Origin of the sequence: Nitrosospira multiformis (assembly GCF_900111585.1) — a bacterium.
GTDB lineage: Bacteria > Pseudomonadota > Gammaproteobacteria > Burkholderiales > Nitrosomonadaceae > Nitrosospira > Nitrosospira multiformis_B.
Map to the genome: position 1 here is coordinate 106,077 of NZ_FOHI01000004.1, position 22,246 is coordinate 128,322.

Annotated in this window: 16 protein-coding genes; 10 read left to right on the top strand and 6 right to left on the bottom strand. The window is 52.9% G+C overall.

What is annotated here, in order from left to right; genetic code table 11:
* Nucleotides 1-266: 266 nt before the first annotated feature.
* The 4 genes from BMW46_RS07765 (at nt 267) to BMW46_RS07780 (ending at nt 6,555) form a co-directional block, all read left to right on the top strand.
* Entirely contained in the window at nt 267-2,630 is a 2,364-nt protein-coding gene (locus tag BMW46_RS07765) for a catalase (RefSeq protein ID WP_074706887.1), read from the top strand.
* Between the two features lie 198 nt (nt 2,631-2,828).
* Nucleotides 2,829-5,345: a mechanosensitive ion channel family protein gene (locus BMW46_RS07770; RefSeq protein ID WP_074706890.1), complete on the top strand. Its 2,517-nt coding sequence runs from the start codon at nt 2,829-2,831 to the stop codon at nt 5,343-5,345.
* Nucleotides 5,346-5,554: 209 nt separating this feature from the next.
* Entirely contained in the window at nt 5,555-5,971 is a 417-nt protein-coding gene (locus BMW46_RS07775) for a PRC-barrel domain-containing protein (protein WP_074706893.1), read from the top strand.
* 56 nt (nt 5,972-6,027) lie between these two features.
* Entirely contained in the window at nt 6,028-6,555 is a 528-nt protein-coding gene (locus BMW46_RS07780; RefSeq protein WP_074706895.1) for a hypothetical protein, read from the top strand.
* A gap of 1 nt (nt 6,556) precedes the next feature.
* Here the strand turns inward: BMW46_RS07780 and egtB are convergent, their stop codons facing one another.
* Entirely contained in the window at nt 6,557-7,855 is a 1,299-nt protein-coding gene (egtB, locus tag BMW46_RS07785; RefSeq protein ID WP_074706897.1) for an ergothioneine biosynthesis protein EgtB, read from the bottom strand.
* A gap of 193 nt (nt 7,856-8,048) precedes the next feature.
* On the opposite strand from egtB, the gene BMW46_RS07790 reads away from it, so the two are divergent.
* From BMW46_RS07790 to pyk, 3 genes are all read left to right on the top strand, one after another.
* Nucleotides 8,049-9,746 carry a protein adenylyltransferase SelO gene (locus BMW46_RS07790; protein ID WP_081355731.1) on the top strand — a complete coding sequence of 566 codons (1,698 nt, stop codon included), beginning with the start codon at nt 8,049-8,051 and terminating at the stop codon, nt 9,744-9,746.
* 197 nt (nt 9,747-9,943) lie between these two features.
* Entirely contained in the window at nt 9,944-11,143 is a 1,200-nt protein-coding gene (locus BMW46_RS07795) for an AI-2E family transporter (RefSeq protein ID WP_074706900.1), read from the top strand.
* A gap of 167 nt (nt 11,144-11,310) precedes the next feature.
* Nucleotides 11,311-12,816, top strand: coding sequence for a pyruvate kinase (gene pyk, locus BMW46_RS07800; protein ID WP_074707341.1), 1,506 nt, complete (start codon nt 11,311-11,313; stop codon nt 12,814-12,816).
* Between the two features lie 29 nt (nt 12,817-12,845).
* Here pyk and BMW46_RS07805 read toward each other — a convergent pair whose 3' ends face one another.
* Entirely contained in the window at nt 12,846-13,940 is a 1,095-nt protein-coding gene (locus BMW46_RS07805) for a GGDEF domain-containing protein (protein WP_074706903.1), read from the bottom strand.
* Nucleotides 13,941-14,085: 145 nt separating this feature from the next.
* Here BMW46_RS07805 and BMW46_RS07810 point away from each other — a divergent pair, with 145 nt between their 5' ends.
* Complete coding sequence (locus tag BMW46_RS07810) at nt 14,086-14,745, top strand: hypothetical protein (RefSeq protein WP_074706905.1); 660 nt, start codon at nt 14,086-14,088, stop codon at nt 14,743-14,745.
* A gap of 241 nt (nt 14,746-14,986) precedes the next feature.
* Here the strand turns inward: BMW46_RS07810 and BMW46_RS07815 are convergent, their stop codons facing one another.
* Nucleotides 14,987-16,486, bottom strand: coding sequence for an FAD-dependent oxidoreductase (locus BMW46_RS07815; protein WP_074706908.1), 1,500 nt, complete (start codon nt 16,484-16,486; stop codon nt 14,987-14,989).
* 243 nt (nt 16,487-16,729) lie between these two features.
* Complete coding sequence (locus tag BMW46_RS07820; RefSeq protein WP_074706911.1) at nt 16,730-18,112, bottom strand: hypothetical protein; 1,383 nt, start codon at nt 18,110-18,112, stop codon at nt 16,730-16,732.
* A 59-nt stretch (nt 18,113-18,171) separates the two neighbouring features.
* On the opposite strand from BMW46_RS07820, the gene BMW46_RS07825 reads away from it, so the two are divergent.
* The gene (locus BMW46_RS07825) at nt 18,172-19,446 is read left to right on the top strand and encodes an O-acetylhomoserine aminocarboxypropyltransferase/cysteine synthase family protein (protein ID WP_074707344.1); all 1,275 of its coding nucleotides are present in this window, start codon (nt 18,172-18,174) and stop codon (nt 19,444-19,446) included.
* 13 nt (nt 19,447-19,459) lie between these two features.
* Here the strand turns inward: BMW46_RS07825 and BMW46_RS07830 are convergent, their stop codons facing one another.
* A complete protein-coding gene (locus BMW46_RS07830) occupies nt 19,460-19,858 on the bottom strand; it encodes a ubiquitin carboxyl-terminal hydrolase family protein (protein WP_074706914.1) in 399 nt (132 codons plus the stop codon).
* A gap of 187 nt (nt 19,859-20,045) precedes the next feature.
* Between BMW46_RS07830 and BMW46_RS07835 the strand changes: the two genes are divergently transcribed.
* Entirely contained in the window at nt 20,046-21,086 is a 1,041-nt protein-coding gene (locus tag BMW46_RS07835; protein WP_081355732.1) for a fatty acid desaturase, read from the top strand.
* 124 nt (nt 21,087-21,210) lie between these two features.
* Here the strand turns inward: BMW46_RS07835 and BMW46_RS07840 are convergent, their stop codons facing one another.
* Entirely contained in the window at nt 21,211-22,101 is an 891-nt protein-coding gene (locus BMW46_RS07840; RefSeq protein WP_074706916.1) for an alpha/beta hydrolase, read from the bottom strand.
* Between the last annotated feature and the right edge of the window lie 145 nt (nt 22,102-22,246).

Below are 22,246 nucleotides of genomic sequence, written 5' to 3' on the forward strand. Positions count from 1 at the left end.
TTTTAGCGAAAACCCAGACCGCTATTTATGGGTGTGGAGAAGAACAGCATTTCAATGCTTTCAAAACATTACCGCTGGATTCTTTTCGGTTCGGTTCGTGACAACACATAGCGGACGCAAATGAAGGGGGCTTGACCGTTGCTGCGACATTCTGCAATGGAAGAAAAATTAGCTTATGTATGATGGCGTACCGAAAAAAGCCTCTTGAGGTCTCACTATACTTGTTTCAAGAGTGAAGATCATCCGTCTAATTCAGGGGAGCAGTGATGGGAACGGCTAACGAAAAGGACAATAAATCCACCATTGGGGGACCGGCTAACCCGACTGGCTCCCCGGCAAACGAATTCACCAGAAAGCTCTCCACTACTGACGAACTCGCAGCGGCAATGCCGTACAACGCCAAAGCCGGAGAGTATGGAGAAGCCTCCACTTCTCCCGAGGAGGGGCAAACGGTGGCGCCTCCCGATCCCTTTGTTACAGGCAGTACATTAACGGAGACCGTTGCTTCGCCAAAGGTCGGTTCGGGCGAACCTCGGCTGCGTTTCAACGCCGGCAGCGAACCGCTGGACAGGGTTAGGGCGGATGCAAGCAGCCAAGCGCTCACAACTAACCAAGGCGTTCCCGTCGGCGATAATCAGAATTCCCTAAAGGCGGGTTATCGCGGACCGGCGCTGCTGGAAGACTTTATCCTGCGTGAAAAGATCACGCATTTCGATCACGAACGGATACCCGAGCGTGTGGTGCACGCCCGTGGATCAGCCGCGCACGGTCATTTCGAATGCTATGAATCGCTCGCTGAATATACGCGAGCCTCCTTGTTTGCTGAAGCGGGGAAACGCACTCCTGTTTTCGTACGCTTCTCCACTGTCTTTGGGGAACGCGGGTCTGCCGATACAGCCCGGGATGCGCGGGGTTTCGCGGTGAAATTCTATACGGACGAAGGCAATTGGGATCTGGTAGGAAACAACATTCCCGTATTTTTTATACAGGATGCCATTAAGTTCCCCGATCTGGTACATGCGGCCAAGCCTGAGCCCCACTTCGGTATTCCACAGGCTTCGACGGCTCATGATACGTTTTGGGATTTTGTTTCACTCATGCCGGAATCGGCGCATATGCTGCTGTGGGTAATGTCCGATCGAGCCATTCCCCGCAGCTTTCGCATGATGCAAGGTTTTGGTGTGAACACTTTCAGGCTGGTGACGGCTGAGGGGGAATCCCGATTCGTGAAGTTTCACTGGCAGCCGCTTGCCGGGACTTATTCGCTCGATTGGGATGAGGCGGTCAGAATTGCGGGGGCCGATCCCGACTTTCACCGACGGGATTTGTGGGAAGCAATAGAGTGTGGCATGTACCCTGAATACGAGTTGGGCATGCAGATTTTTACCGAAGAACAAGCGGAACAATTCAGTTTTGACGTGCTCGATGCGACGAAGATTGTTCCGGAGGAGTTGGTCCCGATCAAGCCGGTGGGACGGATGATTCTCAATCGAAATCCGGACAATTTTTTTGCAGAAACGGAGCAGGTGGCTTTTTGCGCGGCGCATGTCGTTCCCGGGTTGGATTTCAGTAATGACCCCCTCCTTGCTGGGCGCATTCATTCCTATGTCGACACCCAATTGACACGCTTGGGCGGGCCGAATTTTCACGAGATTCCAATCAATTCGCCCATTGCACAAGTTCACAATAATCAGCGGGACGGAATGCATCGCCAGAGCATCAATAGAGGCCGAGTTTCATACGAGCCGAATTCCCTTGCGGGAGGTTGCCCCTTTCAAGCGGGTGCAGCCGGCTTCAGGTCATTTTCCGAACCTGTGAAGGGAGATAAGGTGCGCGGTAAACCTGAGCGGTTTGCGGACCACTACACGCAGGCGACCCTGTTCTGGAACAGCCAAAGCGCTGTGGAAAAGGCTCATATCATTCGTGCCTTTCGTTTCGAACTCACTCGCGTCCAATCTCCCGCCATTAGGCAGCGGGTAGTGGCAATGCTCGAAAATGTTGCAAGCGATCTGGCCGAGTCTGTTGCTCGTGGTTTGGGCATGGATGCTTTGCCGCCACCCCTACCCAAAGCCCTGAAGAAAGATGTTATGCCGGAGGTTTCTTCATCTCCCGCTCTGTCACTTTTTGCTCGTCCCGGCGATGGTGGCATCCGTATGAGAAGAATAGCGATTCTCGTTGCGGATGGTATAGATGGAAGGATTGCGACATTGCGTGCCGGACTGCTGGGAGAACAAGCGGTGCCGCGCTTCGTTGGGGCACGTCTGGGTTCAATCCGGACCACAGAGGGAAAAATCGAGGTTGACGTAACGCTGGAGGCCATGCCCTCAGTCCTTTTCGACGCTTTGGTAGTGCCCGGTGGAAGCGAGGGTATAGACGCGCTCACTCGTCTGGGCCAGGCGCTGGAATTCGTCAAGGAGCAATATCGCCATTGTAAACCCATACTGGTGCTGGGCGATGGCAGGAAACTGATCGAAGCTTCCGGTATAAAATGGACATTGCGATCAGGCGGACAGGATAGCGGACTTCTCCACTTCGAAGATGAAGATATCGGAAACGCGTCAACCCGCTTCATTGAGGCTATAGCAGCGCACCGTCATTTTGAAAGGGAAATGGACCCTTCGCCTGTTTAGAGCGCTTATTTATTTTATTTCGGCCGGGAAGGCCGAAATCCTTGGATTATTACGGCGAGTCTTGTAGCTTTATAGAATGTCGTCCTTGGAACAAACAATTCGAATTGTTGTTCCTGCCTCCCTGCATCAACAATTGTATCCATACCCGACCAATGTTCGATCGACTTGATCGACCTGGCAAACCAACACCGTTTTCCCATGTCACTGAACAAAATCCTTACCTTTGTGGCAATCGGCATGCTGTTGCCGATTATTTCAGTAAATCAGGCTGGGGCGGAAGAACAAGCAACCCAATCCACACTTACTCCCGCTCAAGCCAAGCGGACGTTATCGATTCTTCAGGACGATGCAAAGCGTGCGGAGCTCGAACAGACGTTAAGGGCAATCGCACAAGCCACGGCGGAAGCGCCACTGGCAAATACGTCAGACGAAGTTTCCGCGCCCGCTGCAACTTCTGATTCTGACCAATCTCCTGCTGCCGTACAAACCAATGGAGCCTCGTCATCCGGCGGCGCTTCACCGGCAGGAGGTGTTCCTATCGAAATCGCCAAGGGTGGACTTGTCGCCCAGGTATTCGATCTCATCGGCGAGCGGCTGCATGTCGTTGTGAATCAGTTACGGGCAGCCGTTCAAACACTTCTCCAAATAAGAACGGTGGGCGATTGGTGGCAGCACAATCTGGGTGTGCCGGAACGCCGTGCCATTGTCCTGGAGGCATTATTGGAGGTTGCTCTCATACTTGGCGGGGGGCTAATTACCGAATGGGTACTGAGACGAACCTTGCGGCACCCGCGAAGAATGATCGAAGACCGTGCGGCAGTTCGCCAAAACGCGATTGACCGCCAAAAGGACGAGGAGGAAAGGGCGAAAGAAAAAGTAGGGCCGGAGAAGGAGGTGAACCAGGTCGCTCCTCATCTTCAATCCGCAACGAGCATGAGCATGCATGTTGCCCCTGGTACACGCAAGGCAACGGCTGTCGACAGGCATTGGAGCCTGTTGCGTCGCTTTCCATTTGCTCTGGGTTACTGGTTGCTCGAATTGGTTCCAGTGGGGGGGTTCGTGGCGGGAGCCACTCTGCTCCTGACTGCCTTCGGCGGAAGATCGTCAATATTCTACACAACCACGATTCCGCTCATCAGTGCTTATGCCACTACGCGAATCGCATTGAGTATCGGTCACCTCATGGCATCGCCAATCGGCCAGCGCTTGCGCCTGATGCATATCAGTGACGAGGCGGCAAATTTCCTGAATCTCTGGCTGCGGCGCATTGTTATCGTCGCTGTTTTTGGTACTGCCATTGCCGATATCGCCCTTGAAACCGGAGCGACCCCCGACACTCATGACGCGCTTTCCAAACTGGTGGCTCTCGTTGTCCATATCATGCTGCTGATAATGATTTTTCGCAGCCGCAAGGAAGTGGCAGCCGCGATCCGTGGTTCCGCCGAAAACAGCCAAGGCCTGGCCGGACTGCGGAGGCTGCTGGCTGATAGCTGGCTTTTCGTGGCAACGTTTTTTATCGTAGGCGCTTGGCTGTTGGGGTCGATGGGAACGGAAAATGGGTTTCAGCAGGTGCTCCACATCTTTGCGCTATCAGCCGTGGTTATTATCAGCGCGAGCCTTGCGTCGATTTTTGTTCTTGGCGCGCTCGACCGCGCATTCATTGCCGACCGGAAAAATACGCCGGAGCAGCAAGGACAGCAGTTGTTCGAAGGATCAGCCGAAGCTGGAACAAAAAGCCCCTATCATCTGCTGATACATCGTGCGGTCTCATTGTTGATCGCTGTTGTTACCGGGCTCGTATTGCTTCGGGTTTGGGGGGTGGATACTTTATCCTGGTTTGAAAGTGGATCAGTTGGCCGGCGTGTGGCTTCGGCGGTTGTTACAATCACGGTTACCTGTGCTTTGGCACTGGCGGCATGGGAGTCATTGAATACTGCAATCTGCCGACGCATCGATCGTTGGGGGAAGGCTGGCGATATTGCTCGTGCTGCCCGCCTGCGTACCCTCCTGCCTATGCTGCGCACAACCATGTCCGCTGTCTTTATCATGATAGTGCTGCTTGCAGCACTGGATGAACTCGGCATTACCATTGCGCCCCTGTTGGCCGGTGCGAGTATCATCGGAGTTGCATTGGGTTTTGGTTCACAGAAGCTGGTGCAGGATTTCATCACCGGAATTTTCCTGCTCATGGAAAATGCCATCCAGGTTGGCGACTTCATCACAGTGGCTGATCTTTCAGGATCGGTCGAGCATTTGTCGATTCGCACTGTCCGGTTGCGCGCCCCGGACGGGTCACTGCATGTGGTTCCGTTCAGCTCGGTTTCAACCGTTACCAATACCAATCGCGGTCTTGGGAATGCTTCGATCAGGGTCAGCGTGACCGCTGATTCAGATGTGGAAAAGGTATTTGCTGCTATCAGGAGTGTGGTCGATGATATGCGAACCGATCCACGTTTCAACGACCTCATCCTGTCGGAAGCCGATATCTGGGGTGTCGACCAGATGGATGGGTTCATGATTACCATTCTTGGGCAGATACGGACTCTGGATAAAGGCCGATGGCCAGTACAGCGCGGCTTCAACTTACGGATTCTGGAGCGTTTCCGTGAATCGAACATCCGGTTCGTCAATCCTCAGGAGCGGCAGGTAGTGATGGAGAGTAACGAAATCCAAGGTGGCAGCGAGTCATCTAAGCCCGGCATTCAAACCCCGTAAACATTCGATTGCTTTCAATTTTAGAACGACTGCATGGAAATAAAGAGAACAAAGGGAATTCTTCCAGGGAAGGGGCATGACAGGCAAGGGATAGTTCAGCATGAGTGCGTTAGCGAACAGAGAGGAATGCCTGTTGTTTTTAAAATAACTTCTAAATTGATTAAGTTGAGAAAGATGCAAGAGAGATATTAATCTAGCAGGAGAATAGCATGAGGTATGAACGATATGAACATAACGCGCAGGGGTTGGACAAAGTTATAGATGGGACGGGCCCTATGCCCCGGTTTATGGGTGCGACATGGCCAATAGGAGAGGGCGTCTACAATAACAAAGGCGAGAAACTGGGTGACATCAAGGAAGTCATGCTGGACGTGGAAGAGGGCTGCGTGGCCTACGCTGTATTATCTTTTGGAGGATTCCTCGGAGTCGGCGACAAGCTCTTCGCAGTGCCTTGGAAGATGCTGACATTGAAGCTGGAAGCGCTGGATAAGCGTTTCATACTCGACGTGGAGAAGGAACGTCTGGAATCAGCACCCGGTTTCGACAAGGACAACTGGCCCGATATGGCTGATGAATCGTGGAACAACCAGGTTAACGCATATTATGATAACCAGCGCGTTGGATGATGGAAATCCTGGCAGCGTTTGCTCTTCACTTGCAGCAGTAAATAGTGAGGGACTACATGGAGAATAATAGAGGTATCCTGAAGCGGGCCGTAATATCCGGAACGGTGAGCAGTTTTGCAACAGCAGGTGTCGCTTCGTTCGCCGGAAAACATGAAAATGGCTCTTATGCGGCACCTCTAAACGCAACGAGCCATATTATCTGGGGGGAGGAGGCCGCTTACCATGACCGCCCATCGCTAAAATATACCCTGACGGGTTTTCTCTTGAATCACGCGTCCACCATTTTCTGGGCTTCATTTTACGAGAAACTGTTTGGCCGACACGGTACCAGGCAGCGCATGCGAACGCTTCCTTTCACTGTATCCCCTGGACCGGTGTCTCTCGTCAAACCCGTTTGCCGCGGAGCCGCAGTAGCAGCTGCGGCTTACATTATTGATTATCACCTCATTCCAAAGCGGTTTACGCCAGGATTCGAAAAGCGTGTTTCAGGAAAATCTTTAACCGCAATTTTCGCCGCGCTTGCAGTCGGCCTTGCTGCGCGCGACATGATCGATGCGGGAGTCGAATTTCATAAACGGCGCTGATTTAAGAATCTCTTAAATCTCTCGCAAGACGAATTCCGGAAAACTGCCAGCATGTATCCGCAGGGAAGAAATTACGAAAACTTGCCCGTATCCGCTCTTTTGGAATCGCGCATGATCCACCGCGCAGCACATACTGGTTCACCATAGACCGGCTGTTATATTCGCCTACCGCCTCATCCCAGACAAAGGACATCGGTTCGTTCTCGTTTGGTTTTGCAGGATTGTAACCCGGATAAGGGGAGTAGCTCGACTGCGTCCATTCCCAGGCATCACCATAGAGTTGAGCGAGGTCCCCGGTATTTGCAGATGGCGTAGCCCCGCCTGCGGAGGAGGGATGAAAACGGTTGTTATCAGCGAAGCACCCTTCTATTTCCTGTTGAGAAGCAGCATTTTCCCATTCAGCTTCCGTGGGGAGCCTGGCGCCTGCCCATCGCCCGAAGGCATCGGCTTCGTAGAAGGACACATGAATGACCGGCAGATTCAGGTCCAGTGGCATGGCACCGCTGAGGGTGAATTCCTCCCATCCCTGATCGCTTTCCCGCCAGTAAAGAGGATGCGGCCGGCGGTTGGCTTTCATCCAGTCCCATCCTTCGGAAAGCCACAGGCCAGGATTGTCATATCCGCCGGCCTTCATGAATTCGAGGTATTCGCGATTGGTGACAAGCCGGGATGCGAGCTGGTAGGGTTCCAGGTATTGCTTGTGACGGGGGGATTCATTGTCGTAGCTGAACTCGTCTCCCTTATAGCCTATTTCAACGAGACCTCCGTCAAAACGACACCATTCGAGGGGCGGAGGGACAGGGGAATCAAGGAGCGGATGGCTATTATAGGTAGGGTTCAAAGGGCTTTGGGAAAGCAGATGCTTGACATCGGCCAGCATAAGTTCCTGGTGCTGCTGCTCATGATGCATTCCCAGCACCGCGAGCATGCGCAGCATTTCGTCTTCTTCCGAGCGTTTCAGGACCTGCTTCATACGTTCGTTGACGTTATTGCGGTATTCTCGAGTCAAGGACAAGGACGGGCGGGTGAACAGCCCGCGTTTCGGATCAGGGTGGGTCTGACCTGATTTATTGTACGAGCTGAACATCGTGAGAAAAGCCGGGTGAAAAGGCGTGAAGGACTTTTCGTAGTGCTGCAATACAAACTTCTCAAAAAACCATGAAGCATGCCCCAGATGCCACTTTACCGGACTTGCCTCGGGCATGGATTGTACACAGCAGTCCTCGTCGATCAGTGGCTCGATCAGACTCAAGGTCCGGTCGCGGATCGAGGAATATTTTACGTACAACGGCGTTGTCATGGCAGTCCTCCGAAGGATAGCGATCTACACCCAGAACACTTGGACAGTTCGATGTTCTAATCAGGATGAAAGGGCTTTATTCCCGGCAAGCTTACAAGGGGGATGCTGTAATAGCAACGAGCCAGTTTGTGCAGCTTGCTTGTGAAGTCGCCAAGTCGTTTGATGTCAATCTGCTTCCAGCATAAGGAAATAAATGAGCCAAAGCAATCTTCAGAGGAGTATGCCGATCGTCACGCTGTTAGATCTGTCCGATGCACGGTTCGATAACCGCTTTGTGCGCGAGCTACCGGGCGATCCGGAAACGCGGAATGTTCCCCGTCAGGTGCTCAATGCCGGTTATACACGTGTGAGTCCTACGCCTGTTCGCTCACCGCGACTCCTCGCCTGGGCGGATGCAGTCGGCGAAATGCTGGGTATTGCCCGGCCGGCATCTCCAGTTTCGCCAGCAGTGGAAGTGCTTGCCGGTAACAGAATCCTTCCGTGTATGCAGCCTTATGCAGCACGTTATGGCGGACACCAGTTCGGACACTGGGCAGGGCAGCTTGGCGATGGGCGTGCCATCACTTTGGGGGAATTGATCAGCCCAAACGATAAGCGCTACGAGCTACAACTCAAGGGTGCAGGGAAAACACCCTATTCGCGCACCGCGGATGGACGTGCGGTCCTGCGTTCTTCCGTACGCGAGTTTCTGTGCAGTGAGGCGATGCACTCCCTCGGGGTGCCTACTACGCGGGCATTGAGCCTGGTTGCGACAGGGGAACCGGTGATACGAGATATGTTTTACGATGGGCATCCGGAAGCGGAACCTGGCGCGATCGTCTGCCGCGTCTCGCCCTCGTTCCTGCGCTTTGGCAATTTCGAGATACTTGCTGCCCAGAAGGAGCCAGAACTTCTCAGGCAACTCGCCGACTTCGTGATAGGCGAACATTTTCCGGAACTGGCCTCGTCCTATAGGGCACCTGAAGTTTATGCGAAATGGTTCGAGGAGATTTGTCGTCGCACAGGTCTCCTCACCGCGCACTGGATGCGGGTCGGTTTCGTCCACGGCGTGATGAATACGGACAATATGTCCATATTGGGGCTGACGATAGACTATGGTCCTTATGGGTGGCTCGAAGGTTTCGATCTGCACTGGACGCCTAATACCACCGACGCACAGGGGCGGCGTTATTGCTATGGTAACCAGCCCAAGATTGCGCAATGGAATTTAACTCGCCTGGCCGGCGCGTTGACGCCACTGATCGAGGATGACGCTGCGCTGGAGCATGGATTGGCAGTCTTTGGTGAAACATTCAATAACACATGGAGTGCCATGCTGGCCGCCAAGCTCGGGTTGGCTTCACTCGAACACTCCGACGATGACTCGCTTTTGAGCGACCTATTCGAAACGCTGCAGCAGGTTGAGACGGATATGACGTTGTTCTTTCGTTGCCTGATGAACATTCCCCTGAATCCGATTTCCGGAGACAGGGCAGCAACTTCCCATGCTCCAGAGAGCCTGGAAAGTGTGGATCAAATGAACGACCATGGACTGGTCGAGCTCTTCCGCCCGGCATTTTACGACGCGCACCAGGCATTTTCCCATGCGCACCTCACACGACTGGCTGGCTGGCTGCGACGCTATATCGCAAGGGTGCGCCAGGAAGGAGAACCCGAGGGTCTGCGTTACCATCGCATGAGCCGTGCAAATCCCAAATATGTACTACGCAACTATCTCGCACAGCAGGCAATAGAAGCACTGGAGCGGGGGGACGATTCCGTGATAATACGGTTGATGGAAGTACTGAAGCACCCCTATGACGAACAGCCCGAGCAGGAAGATCTTGCAGCAAGACGCCCAGAGTGGGCGCGTAATAAGCCCGGCTGTTCCGCTTTGTCGTGCAGCTCCTGAGCATGTTTATTGGATGACGACGTGCTTCTGATGTAGGACCGGGAGTTGCAGTGGAAAGAAGGACATGTGCGCTTCTTTTTTATAAAAAGCACGAAAACCAATGGGAAGCTTGCGATGTGGCTCGAAGACCGGTTTCCATACCTGCTCAACATTTGGTGCTAACGCTCCTCTCATCTGAAATAAATAACAACTAGATCATGAGTGCTGTGCCCGAAAAGCTGCTTCCTGAAAGACTGGAAGGGGGATCAGAGGAAGGTTCTCCCGGCACTTCCACTCAGGCGATAGATGAGGAAGCTGCGGCGCTTCGCGCTTTACCTCGTTTTGGGACAGCTATCGCACTCTGGATAATCGCACTGGTTGCACTGCTAGGAGGTCTGCATTTTGCGCAGACCTTTTTTGTTCCCTTGCTGTTCGGCATTCTCGTGAGTAACGCGTTAAGTCCTGTGGTTGATTGGCTTGAGCGCTGCCGTATCCCTCGCGTACTCGGGGCTGCGCTTGTGCTTGTTGTTCTGCTTGGCGGCGTTTCATGGGTAACTCTATCCTTGAGCGGTGATGCAGGTCTCATAGTGGAAAAGCTTCCTGAGGTTGCGCACAAATTGCGGCATAGTCTGAGAACTCTGCGAGCCGACGGTCCAACCGTATTGCAGCAGGTCGAGAAAGCGGCGAAAGAGCTTGAGAAAGCGGCGGTAGATGCGGGGTTGAAATCGCCCGCGGCGGCGGTGGTTATTACAAGCCAGCCGGAAGATGGCGCATGGGTGAAGGATTTTCTACTCAAGCAGTCCGCGTTGTTGGTTTCGTTTGCCGCGCAAATGCCGGTCGTGTTGCTGCTGACCTATTTCCTGTTGGCGGCAGGAACACATTTTCGCCGTAAGCTCATAAAACTGGTCGGGCCATCGCTGACACGCAAGAAGGATGCAGTTCGAATACTGGAGGAAGTGCATTTACAGGTCCAGCGCTACCTGCTTGTCTTGATCATATCGAATACTTTGATCGCCGTACTCACCTGGGGGGCATTCGAATTGTATGGATTGGAACACGCCGGAGTGTGGGGGGTCGCTGCCGGGGTATTACGTTTTGTTCCTTACCTCGGGACGATCATTATCCTGCTGGCAAGCGGTATAGCAGGCTTGCAGCAATTTGGTTCCCTTCCGCTTGCGCTCGCGATAGCGGCGACAACAGTTTTCATTTCCGGCTCCATTGGAATGTTGTTCGGCACTTGGGTGCAGGGAAGATTTGCGCGGGTGAATGAGGCGGTGCTGTTCATCGTGCTGTTATTTTTTGGCTGGCTGTGGGGAGTGGCTGGCTTGCTTCTGGGGGCGCCGCTATTGGCCGTCGCAAAAGTGGTTTGCGACCGCATCGAATCGCTCAAACCTGTGGGTGAAATGCTGGGGCGATAGCGTTGAGTATCCCCTTTGGAGTTGTTATGACGGAGGGTGGCAAGAAATATATAAAACGATAGTATTGCCGCTTTCCGATATTTTACATCTCGCGCCTGAAATCCAGCCAAAAGGTGTACGGCATCAGGAGACTGCGTGAACCAGATCGATCGGAATATACCATCGTGATGCCATGGCATCGAACCAAGATTGTTTGTACGCTGGGTCCTGCAACGGATGCGCCCGGAGTTATCGAAGGTCTGATCAGCGGGGGAATGGATGTCGCTCGCGTCAATGCCTCGCATAGTGATCACATCACACATTCGCGTCGCATCGAACAAGTTCGCCAGGTGGCAAGTGAGGCTGGGCAACCGGTAGCTATTCTTGTCGATCTACCCGGTCCAAAGTTTCGTCTTGGCAGTCTGCCCGATGACTGTTGCAGACTGGCTGAAGGCGCTATCGTTACGCTTGTGGAAGAGGGCAGGGCGCTAGAGGCGGGTACTGATGATATGGACGGCAGCAGGTTGCCAGTGCGCAACCCCGAATTACTCCAGGCGCTGCGTGCAGGGGAGCGGGTATTTCTGGCTGACGGATCGGTCGAGCTTTGTGTAGAGGGCAGTGCGACGGCTCAGTCGGGATTCGACGCCCCCCGAGTCCGATGTGAAGTTCTTATCGGCGGCGTCGTGCGCTCCGGGTCTGGCATCAATATTCCTGAATCGGCACTGCTTGAGCTCGTTCCGACTGACGATGACCGGCAACATCTTGCCTTTGCGCTTTCCCGGCAGGTGGAATGGATAGGAGTTTCCTTTGTTCAGTCAGTTGATGATATCCACCGCGTGCGTGCGTTGCTTCCTTCCACTCGGGGACCGCTCGTGATGGCAAAGATAGAAAAACGCAAGGCACTCGTCAATCTGGAGGAGATTGTGGAGGCAGCCGATGGGGTAATGGTGGCACGGGGAGATCTGGGTGTGGAAACCGATCTTGCCGAAATTGCGCTGATACAGAAGCGAATTATATCGGTGGCGAACGCTCGGGCACGTCCCGTAATTACCGCTACCCAGATGCTCGAATCCATGGTGGCGTACGAGCATCCGACACGTGCCGAGGTAACCGATGTGGCCAATGCGGTGCTGGATGGCACAGACGCGGTAATGCTTTCCGCTGAAACGGCAATCGGACAGTTTCCCGTCACGGCTGTGAGGATTCTTCACCGGGTGATTGCTGCTACCGAAGCAAGGCATAACAGATCCGCCAAACTCGAAAATGCGGGCTTGTATGACAGGCGCGCGCTGGATGAGATGCAGTCTGTGAGCATATCGGGCTCGAAACAGGATAATCTTGGCTTTTCGGCATGTGAACTTGCAGTACGTATGGGCGCGCGGGCTGTCGTTGTTTTCGTTCAATCCGTGGCAGCAGCGCTGGAAGTCGCGCGTTTCCGCCCGCAAGTGCCCATAGTCGCCATCACCGATTCTGCCGCGTTATATCGCAGCATGGCGCTCGCTCACGCGATTGCACCGCTTTTATGCGACGCATGCAACACTACTGCCGAGCCTCGAAGTTTGATAACGAAGGCACGGGCCTGGTTGCTGGCACAAGGATTGGCGCGACCGGAGGACGAAATCGTTCTTCTGACCGCCTCACAGATGATTGACGGAAAACTCGATACCTTGCAGATCGTTCAGTTGGCTTCCTGATTCAGTTCATTTGGCATCCTACGCTTTGCTTATGGACGCTCCACCATGTCGTCCGTTGTCACTACACGATTACGGCCTCCTCTTTTCGCCTCATACATTGCCGCATCTGCCCGCTCAAGCAGTGATTCTTTGGATTCCCCAGGCTTCAGCATTGCCACGCCCAGGCTGATGGTAACGTGGATGTTAAATTTTTTTATATGAAATGGCGTACTCATGACTCCCATGCGTATGCGTTCGGCAATTACCTTCGCCAATTCGAGGTCAGTGTCCGCCATAATGACGACGAACTCCTCCCCGCCGAACCGGCCGATCATGTCGAAGTCGCGCGTGGCGGATTTTATACGCCTCGCCAAATGCTGTAGCACCAGATCGCCGACCATATGGCCGTAGGTATCATTGATTTTCTTGAAGAAATCGAGATCCGACATGATGAGGCACAAAGGGCTGCGTTCTTGGCCTCTACGCATTGCTCGTTCGACATGGTGTTCGAGAGACTCCATGAGCTTTCTGTAGTTCATCACACCTGTCAGCTCGTCAGTCCAGGTTCTTTGCTGCAAGCGCGATGCTTCTGCGCGCAGCTTGTCCAGCTTTCCTTCCAGCTCATCGAGCTCCGGAAGGTGATAACCTTCGGCGGCAAGGTACAAGTCAAGTGCAGTGAGTTTCAGGATAACGCTTAGGAGTATTCTGGTTTTATCCGCATCAAGATCAGACTTGTCCGACAGATTGTCTATCAAAGCCTGCTGTATGAGAAAAGAAGGAAGCTGCAAGGCTCCCAGTGGGATGTTTGCACGCGCGAAAGCAGCAGCCAGCGCCAGCCGCTCTTCAAAATAACCTGGAGTAGCAAAATTTTTGCCAAAGGATTGCAAGCGATATTTCCATTCCTGTCGGAAGGCTTCGGTACCGATATCCCTCTCGATCAGTTCAAAACTATCGCTGCCCACAATCACGGCAAAGCAGGAATTGATTATTTCATCGACCCTTTCAGCGATGACTTCGGTCAGCAGGCTGATTGCCGCCGCTTCTTCTTCATGATCCGCAGCCAGTCCCAGCAAGGAAAGTGCCTGCTGGATTCGGCCTTTGTCGAACCCAAGCGCTGCACAATACGGCGTTGCTTCGGTATTCACTTATTCGCGGACGATTGATATGTAGAAAATCCTGCGGTTGAGCGGTTGCGACATAAAGGATAACGCATTATTCTCCTTCATTGTATTCTTACTATTGGTCCCCTTGTCTGGCGAGGAGCCAAACGCGGCCCCTTCTGGAGTTTCTATGAATATCAGCCGTAGAATAGTACTCGGCTCTGTTATTGCTTCTTTTGCACTGGCCGGCTGTACTTCGCCAAAAAAGTCTTTTCTGGGTGCGTCTTTTCCCAGAGTTACCTATAGGGACATCGCGGAGCGAAATGTGCCGCTTCGGTTAAAGCTCAATGTTGAATTTCAGCGCAATGGCAAACACTTTCCCAAAGGCGATATCCCCTTGAAGGATTATGCAAATGCGATACTCAGGGATACGCGGGTAGTAGTGCCGGTGATTGATCGGGCGGAGGGAGAGGTCAGAGTGGTCTTGAACAACATCGCCGATAGCGGAACAGTCGCATCGGAGGCTGCACGCACGAGATACCCGTTGTGGGTGATTGGCAAGACCATTACTGATGCGTATGAATTATCCATGTTCATCACGACCAAGGAGGGGACGATCAGCCGGACAGGAATAAAACAGGCCGTCCATACCGCGATTGGCAATATGAGCATACCGGAGGAAATACCGAGTTTTCCTCAGGACCAGGCCTTCGGAAAAGTGCTGGAACAGATGATTCTACAGGCGCTGGTGGAGATGCAGCAAAGTGGAGAACTTGTATGGATGAGCTTGCCAGTCGTTGTTTTATCGGGAGAAACAACGCATAGGTATTGTAGGTCAGGCTGTGCCTGACAAAACCGGGGAGGTGGGGGAAATTGACTTCCGATGGTTTACCGGACTATTGTGATATCTGGAGAAATTGCGGCAACTGTTGGTGAATCAAGGCTGGATAAAAACAAGGCTGGACAAAACCGAGATGTCCGGTCAGACTGACAACCTGCAATAAACCAGGTCGGCAAAGATAACGAGCGGAGAGTTTTCCGTTCCAGATGGACGAAATTGGCTTGTTTCTTCTGATTTCGCTTAGTTTCGTTTAGTGCCCCGGTAGAACATGTCTTCGAAGCGGCTCGGTGGCCGGTCCCTCGATGACTGCGCCATCAGGCGCGAAGCGGCTTCCGTGACAGGGGCAATCCCAGCTTTTTTCCACCGCATTCCAATGCACCTTGCACTTCATATGGGTGCATACAGGTGAAACAGCAAATAACGTACCCTCAGCATCCCTGTAAGCAGCAAGCGATTCGCTCTCGAATTTGACTATCGCAGCTTTTCCTGGAGTGAGTTGGGACAGCGGTATAGCCTCCCGATCCGTGATGTAGTCCTTGATGAACGACTTCATTACCGAGATATTTTCCTCGACTATCCCCTTTACGCCTTTCACCGGTTCAAAACGGCTTGCCTTGACAAGCGGGGCAAAGACGTTGTCGCGCCCCGCAATCTGGTCAGCAATGAGTGAGGCCGCAAGAGTTCCATAGGTCAGGCCATCGGTTTCAAATCCGGTTGCGATGAAGCAATCCGTTGCGTCACGGCCGATGTATGGCAGACCATCGGCAGCGCTATAATTCTGGGCTGACCACCGGTAATCAATTTCCTTCATGCCAAGATATTCGCTTGCTGCTGTTTCCAGCCGGTCGATGCTGGTCCTGGTATCCTGCTGTCCGGTTTTATGCTCTTCGCCGACACAGATGAGGTATGTCGCATCCTCGACATCCAGAGTCCGAACCGAAAGCCTCTCCAGGCCGCTGCTCCAGAAGATTCCGGCGGGATATGTATCCTTGGTGATGCGCTTGGCAAGTCCGTATTCTCGGTTCACCACCATTTCGGTCTGCACGAGGTGAACACCCTTGGGCGAGTGAGTTGCAAGCACGATTTCCCTGGCAGTTACTTTGCCATTGGCGGTACGTACGACACGCTGATCCGCATCCACTTCCAGGACCATGGAATTTTCGAAGATGCGGCAACCCTGGTTTGCTGCCTGCTGCGCGAGTTCACGGACATATGTCTGCGGATGGAACTGAGCTTGGTTATCCAGAACCAGCACTCGTCCATGTGGAGCAGGAAAAGGATGGGGAAGCTTGTCTTCCAGACGCACCGATAATCCCGCGGTTAGCGAACCTTCGTATTCCTGTTGCACGCTATCCTTTCCCCCTGCTGAGGTAGCATAGCGGTGTAATGGGCAACGCCAGAACCCGCAGGTAATATTATATTTTCGCACCCGCTCCTCGATCTGATCCACTGCCTGGCGTCGGGCAGTGGTGACAGCATGAGCCACATCCTTGCCCCATCGCTCGACGATGGGATGAATACCACGGCTTAGGGTTTCGTAAAGATTGCCAGTGGAATTTCCTGTGCTGCCAAAACCGCAATCATGCGCTTCCAGCAATACCACTCCGATGCCTTGCTCAGCCAGGTTCAAGGCCAGGGATACGCCGGTTATTCCGCCGCCCACAATCACGATATCCGTAGTGAGTTCTTCCTGTAACATCGGGAAACCGGCAGAAGGCGCTGTGGCGCGCCAGACAGAAGTTGTGTTCATCACGTATTCCTTTTTGTTTGACATTCTCAAGCTATGGGGGTCGGCTTCAAGGAATCACCCGACACGTGCCGAACTCGCTCAGGCATTGGCAGCGGCTTTTAAGAAGTTCTCCTCCCACGGAATAACAGGATTGCGGAAGATTGCTCGTTAGCATTAACGATTCTCCGGGATCTTTCTGTACGCTACGGCACAAAGCGCCTGCCAGAAACCGGTGGGGTTGGAGCACTCCGCCCCATTGATTGATTAGGTGATGATCTTGTGAACTCTGTAGAGCATTTTGTCGAGTCTATGCGGCAGTTTGATTTTTTGTACCAGTGACTCGGCAATGGCAGGGGTAAATTGATTGGCCAACAATGCAGCGAGAGGCCCTGCGGCGGCGGCTGCGGCAAGCCAGGGCATGCTAATGCCCAGCCCGAAGTAAATTCCCACCCCGGGTAGGGCAGCGAGTGCACTCGTGCCGGCAGTGAACAGTTTTGCCAGTTTCTTCTCCTTTGCGATAAGGTCAAAGGACTCAGATTCAATGGCATTGTATTGGCTGATCAAATCCTGCAATTCGAGCTTCCTGCCATCCACATGTGAAGCAGGGCCTAGTTGGCGCAGAATTTCCGCTGCTGCTTTGAGCCTGGAATGGTTGCGCTCCAGAACATCGATGAGTGAATCGATCATTTCATCGGTGAAGACAATCTGTGCCGGGTCCTGGTTGAGGTGTATTTTCAGGGACGCGATGCTGTCCGGGTTCAGAGGCGAATTTTTGTCGAACAGGCAATAAAGCAGCTGGTCGATGAGCTCATCATATTGCGGATCGTCATGAACAGGATCCGAGGGGTAGGCGCGCAGCCGCGTCAGCTCCTTGTATTCGTCTGGCATAATATTGTAAGTGGTGCCGAACGACGCGGTGATCGGTGCGGTAAAATTGAGATGGCATATGCGGGCCAGATGCATGAATTTCGCCATATCCTCAACCGAGTGGGCCGCACGTCCATATGCTTCCGTGAGCTGCTGATTGATCTGGTAAGGGAGATAACCTTCCACGGAACGAAGATATGCGTAGTGCCAGAAAGTGGCAGTTTGCGCTGCCTCGGCATGATAGTTTTCGTATTGCAACGGCTGGCTGGTTTTATTGCCAGAGCCGGTACGCTGGGGGGTTTTGGTAATGGCCGCGTCAAAGATGCTTTTGCGTATCGCGCTGCCGAAATACACCGCGTTCGGGGCTTGGGTAAAGAGCTGTTCAAGCCTGAGTTGACAGGCGTGATGACCGGCGAGACCATTCTGCAGGTCGGAATCGTAGTCCCGCAGATTCAGGTAAATGAATCCTTTCCGTGCGAGCTTGCATAGAGAAGCTAGAGACAAACCGAAAGGCGCGGGGGATTTCAGGGTTTCCAGCGTAAGATCGACCGTCAGTTTCGACTGAGTCATCAATTGCAGCGGGAGCGGAAGGGAATCGATCCAGCTTCCCGTTTCGTTGGCAATCGTTCCAAACTCCTTGATCACCGCCGCCATCGTGTCCCGGGAAAAGTCAGCGAGGTCGGAAATATTCGGGTTTGCAGGCAGTTTTCGAGCCATGGCTGCCTGCGCAGCTTCATGCTGCTGCTGATCATGGCGTTTTATGAGATCATCGGGTGTCATGAGAAGCTCGGCGAAGATATTTATTGTAGTTGGGATGAATCATTATGGAAAAGAATCGCATGAAACTGGAATCTCTGGCATTGCATTACGGATATAAATCAGAAGCTTCGACGAAGGCCGCGGCAGTACCGATTTATCAGACGACTTCCTATACATTTGACAATACGCAGCATGGGGCCGACCTGTTTGACCTGAAGGTGGCGGGAAATATTTATACCCGGATAATGAATCCGACCAATGCAGTGCTGGAGCAGCGTCTGGCAGAGATGGAGGGTGGAGTGGGTGGGCTGGCAGTTGCTTCAGGTATGGCGGCAATCACTTACGCCATCCAGTGCATCGCCAATGCCGGCGACAACATTGTGAGCACCAGCCAACTGTATGGAGGTACATATAATCTGTTTGCGCATACTTTTCCCAGGCAGGGGATCGAGGTGCGTATGGCCTCACATGAGGATTTTGATGGGATCGAGCAGCGTATAGATGCCAAGACCCGGGCAGTTTTTTGTGAATCCATCGGAAACCCCTCGGGAAATGTTGTCGATATCGAGAAGATCGCTGGCATCGCTCATCGGCACGGCGTGCCCCTCATCGTCGACAGTACGGTTTCCACCCCCTATCTATGCCAACCTTTCAAGCTTGGTGCGGATATTGTTGTGCATTCCCTGACTAAATATATCGGTGGACATGGTACGACAGTCGGAGGAATGATTATCGATTCCGGGCAATTCGACTGGGTAAAGCATAAGGATCGCTTTCCCTTGTTGAATGAACCTGATCCTTCATATCATGACGTTGTTTATACAGAAGCATTTGAAGCTGCGGCCTTTATCGGTCGCTGTCGGGTTGTGCCATTGCGCAACACGGGTGCAGCGCTGGCGCCCCACAGCGCATTTTTGATACTGCAGGGACTGGAAACACTGGGCTTGAGAATGGAGCGGCACTGCGACAATACCTTGAAGGTAGCGCAGTATCTGGAAGAGCACCCCATCGTCGAACGCGTCAATTACGCGGGTTTGCCCAGCAGTAAATATCATGATCTGTGCAACAGGATCAGCAAAGGGAAAGCATCCGGCCTGTTGAGCTTTGAGATCAAGGGTGGAGCGGTAGCTGGCAGCCAGTTTATCGATGCTCTGAAGATGATCCTGCGGCTGGTCAATATCGGCGATGCCAAATCGCTTGCCTGTCATCCTGCATCAACCACTCACAGACAGTTGAGCCCCGACGAATTGAAGGCTGCGGGAGTTTCACCGGGTCTCGTGAGGATATCGGTTGGAATTGAGCATATTGACGACATCATCGGGGATATCGCGCAGGCGCTTGATGAAATCACCTGACTTTACGCCGAGTTCAACCAGCCTGCCAGGATGCCTCCTGAAGCATCGAGACGGAGTGGTCCAGGAAAAGTTCGATTTTTCGCTTGAGATCGACTGCCATCGTGATTTGCCGGGATCGCTGATCCTGGGGGTCCATGCGTTCGATGAGCAAACCGTGATCAATGGCTGTCTGGATATATTTGATTGCTGTCCGCTGGCTGATGTGCGGCATGAGCTTATATAACTCGGATTTGCGGAAGGTATCGTCCTCCGAACTGTCAATCTTGAGCCACATCTGCGTGAAAAGGTCGTAGTAGTTCAAGTCATGGAAAAGCTTGTTCCCCAGAACCTCTATCCAGTACTCGTCGAGATCTGTCAGCAGTTGAACGAACTGGCGCCGCCGGGCGTTTGACTGCTTATAAAGTCCGGTCATTTTTCCTTTCTCTTCCTTCCCTTTGTTTTGGAATCCGTGAACTTGATTATAGCGCCAAAATAGTGCACATATTCATGCATTTTTACATGTATAATTGACATATTAGATTTGACATGCCTCTATGGGGCGACTTGTAGTTTCCGGCTGGCGGAGGCGCAAAGGCATAACTGTTGAGAGCTATAAAACCATGCTTACGAAAATCGAAGAAATGTACTTTCGCTGTAAAGGGGGCTTGCTTCCGAGTGTTTCAGCCTTGCTTTATTGTCATTTGAGCTATCTGGGAGGACTCGGACTTATCCTGTCCCTGCACCCGGTTCTTATGGTAATCGGCACATTTGCCTTGGCTCACGGTATGGTGATTGCCTCGTACCTGATTCACGAGTGTGGACACAATACGCTGTTCAAATCACCGCGGCATAATGCGTTGTTGGGTAGCATGCTGAACTGGTTGACCGGGGGTTGCTATGGCACTTTCAAAGATTTGCGGGAAAAGCATATGCAGCATCATGTCGATAATGCAGATGTGGTTGAGTTCGACTACAGAAGTTACCTTGCCCGTCATCCCATCCAACGTAAATTTGTGGAAGTGCTGGAGTGGCTGTATGTGCCCGCTATAGAGCTTCTTATGCATGCCGTGCTCATTTTTGCACCATTCATCTTCAGGGAGAAGAAAGATCAACGGCTTCGTACAGCACAAATTATTCTTGTCCGTTTCAGCTTGCTTGTGATGCTATTCGTGTATTCCCCGCTTGCCTATCTGTGTTACCTGATCGCCTATATCATATTTCTGACAATCCTGCGCTTCATGGATGCGCTTCAGCATAATTATGACATTATTATAGGATTCGATAACGATGCGGAACTGGTAAAATACCGGGGTGACCGGGATTATGAGCAGGCTCACACATTCAGCAATCCGGTTTCGATCAAGCATCCATGGTTGAATCTCATTACTCTGAATTTTGGCTATCATAACGCCCACCACAGCCGGCCGACCACGCCCTGGCACGAGTTGCCGAAGCTGCACGGAGCGCTGTATGGGGCGCAGTATGAGAGCCGGCTGCCGTTTGTCATCCCGTTCCGGAAACAACTCGCGAGCTTCCATAAGAGCAGGGTTGCGCGCGTAATGGGTGATGACAGGGAAGGGCGAGGGAATCTTTTCGCACATCGGCTTCAAAGTGGCTCTGCTGTGGGCGCGAGCGGCGTATCTTTCCTGACTCCATTCTAGAAACTGCTGCCCGCGCCGCAAGTTTCTTTGCGGCAATGGGCACTTTCCCTTATCGCTTTATCGCTAAAGTCATCTGCTACGGGTGACAAGAGGTGATCGCACGATTAACAGTCAGATCAGAGCATCAGTTTCGCCTAGGCAAATATCGGTCCAGAAAATCCAGTATGCGATTTTCGTATTCCCTGCCTGCGTAGGTATGCATATTGAAATGCCCTCCGCCCGGAACGATCCATAATTCTTTTGGTTGACGGGCAGCAGCAAACAGCCTTTCGGTTTCTGCTACTGTCGTATGCCGATCGGCAGTCCCTGAGATCAGCAGAAGAGGCGAGCTGAGATTACCGATGCGGTCGATGGGATTCAACTCGTCGGGATTTACATCGAGACGAAAGGAGAGCTGCCATAGCAGCAAGGAGGAGAAAACCGGCCCGAAGTTTCCAAGGTGAAGTCTGAGGCGGTTATCCACTGCTTCATCGATGGTGGGATGGAGGGATTCAAGCACTATAGCATCGAGCCGCGGTGGATTTTTCGCGAGCACAATCGCGGCTGCCCCAAGCGAGACGCCAATCGCGCCGATTCGCTCGCCGGAAAAAGTATTACGTAGCCAAGCGATAGCCGCTTCCACATCTTCAGCTTCCTGGACGCCGAAGGTGATGCGTTCTCCCGGCGTTTCACCGTGCGCTCGAAGATCGATGAGGAGCGCGCCATATCCCTGCCGGTTCAAAAATCGGGCACGGCTCAGCATTTCCACCCGGTTGCTCCTGAGAGAGTGAACTAGCAGTACCATGCCGCGTCCGCGTACTCCACGCACCAGCCAACCATGCACGTTTGAGTTTGCTTTGTGGGCATCAATGTAGACGGGAATCTCCACTGGTTCGACTGGCAGATCGATCGAGAGCGTATTTACTGCAGTGGGTACTGCTCCGGACAGGAGTTCGCCCACACCAAGCGCTGCCAGCAAGATGACAGCAACGCAGGAGGAAAAGAAAAAAATCCCGATCAGGATCCAGCGGCGCATCTTATAAGAAGATAATGGATCTGTCTCAGGCAGGGTAATGCGGCTGTGTCCGGGCTTGCTGTAAGTGTCCTATACAAGACTTGCCTCTTCCGTCCATCAAGCTTGATTAATGAGAGAGGGTGGCACCAGGAGGTTAAGCCCGGTG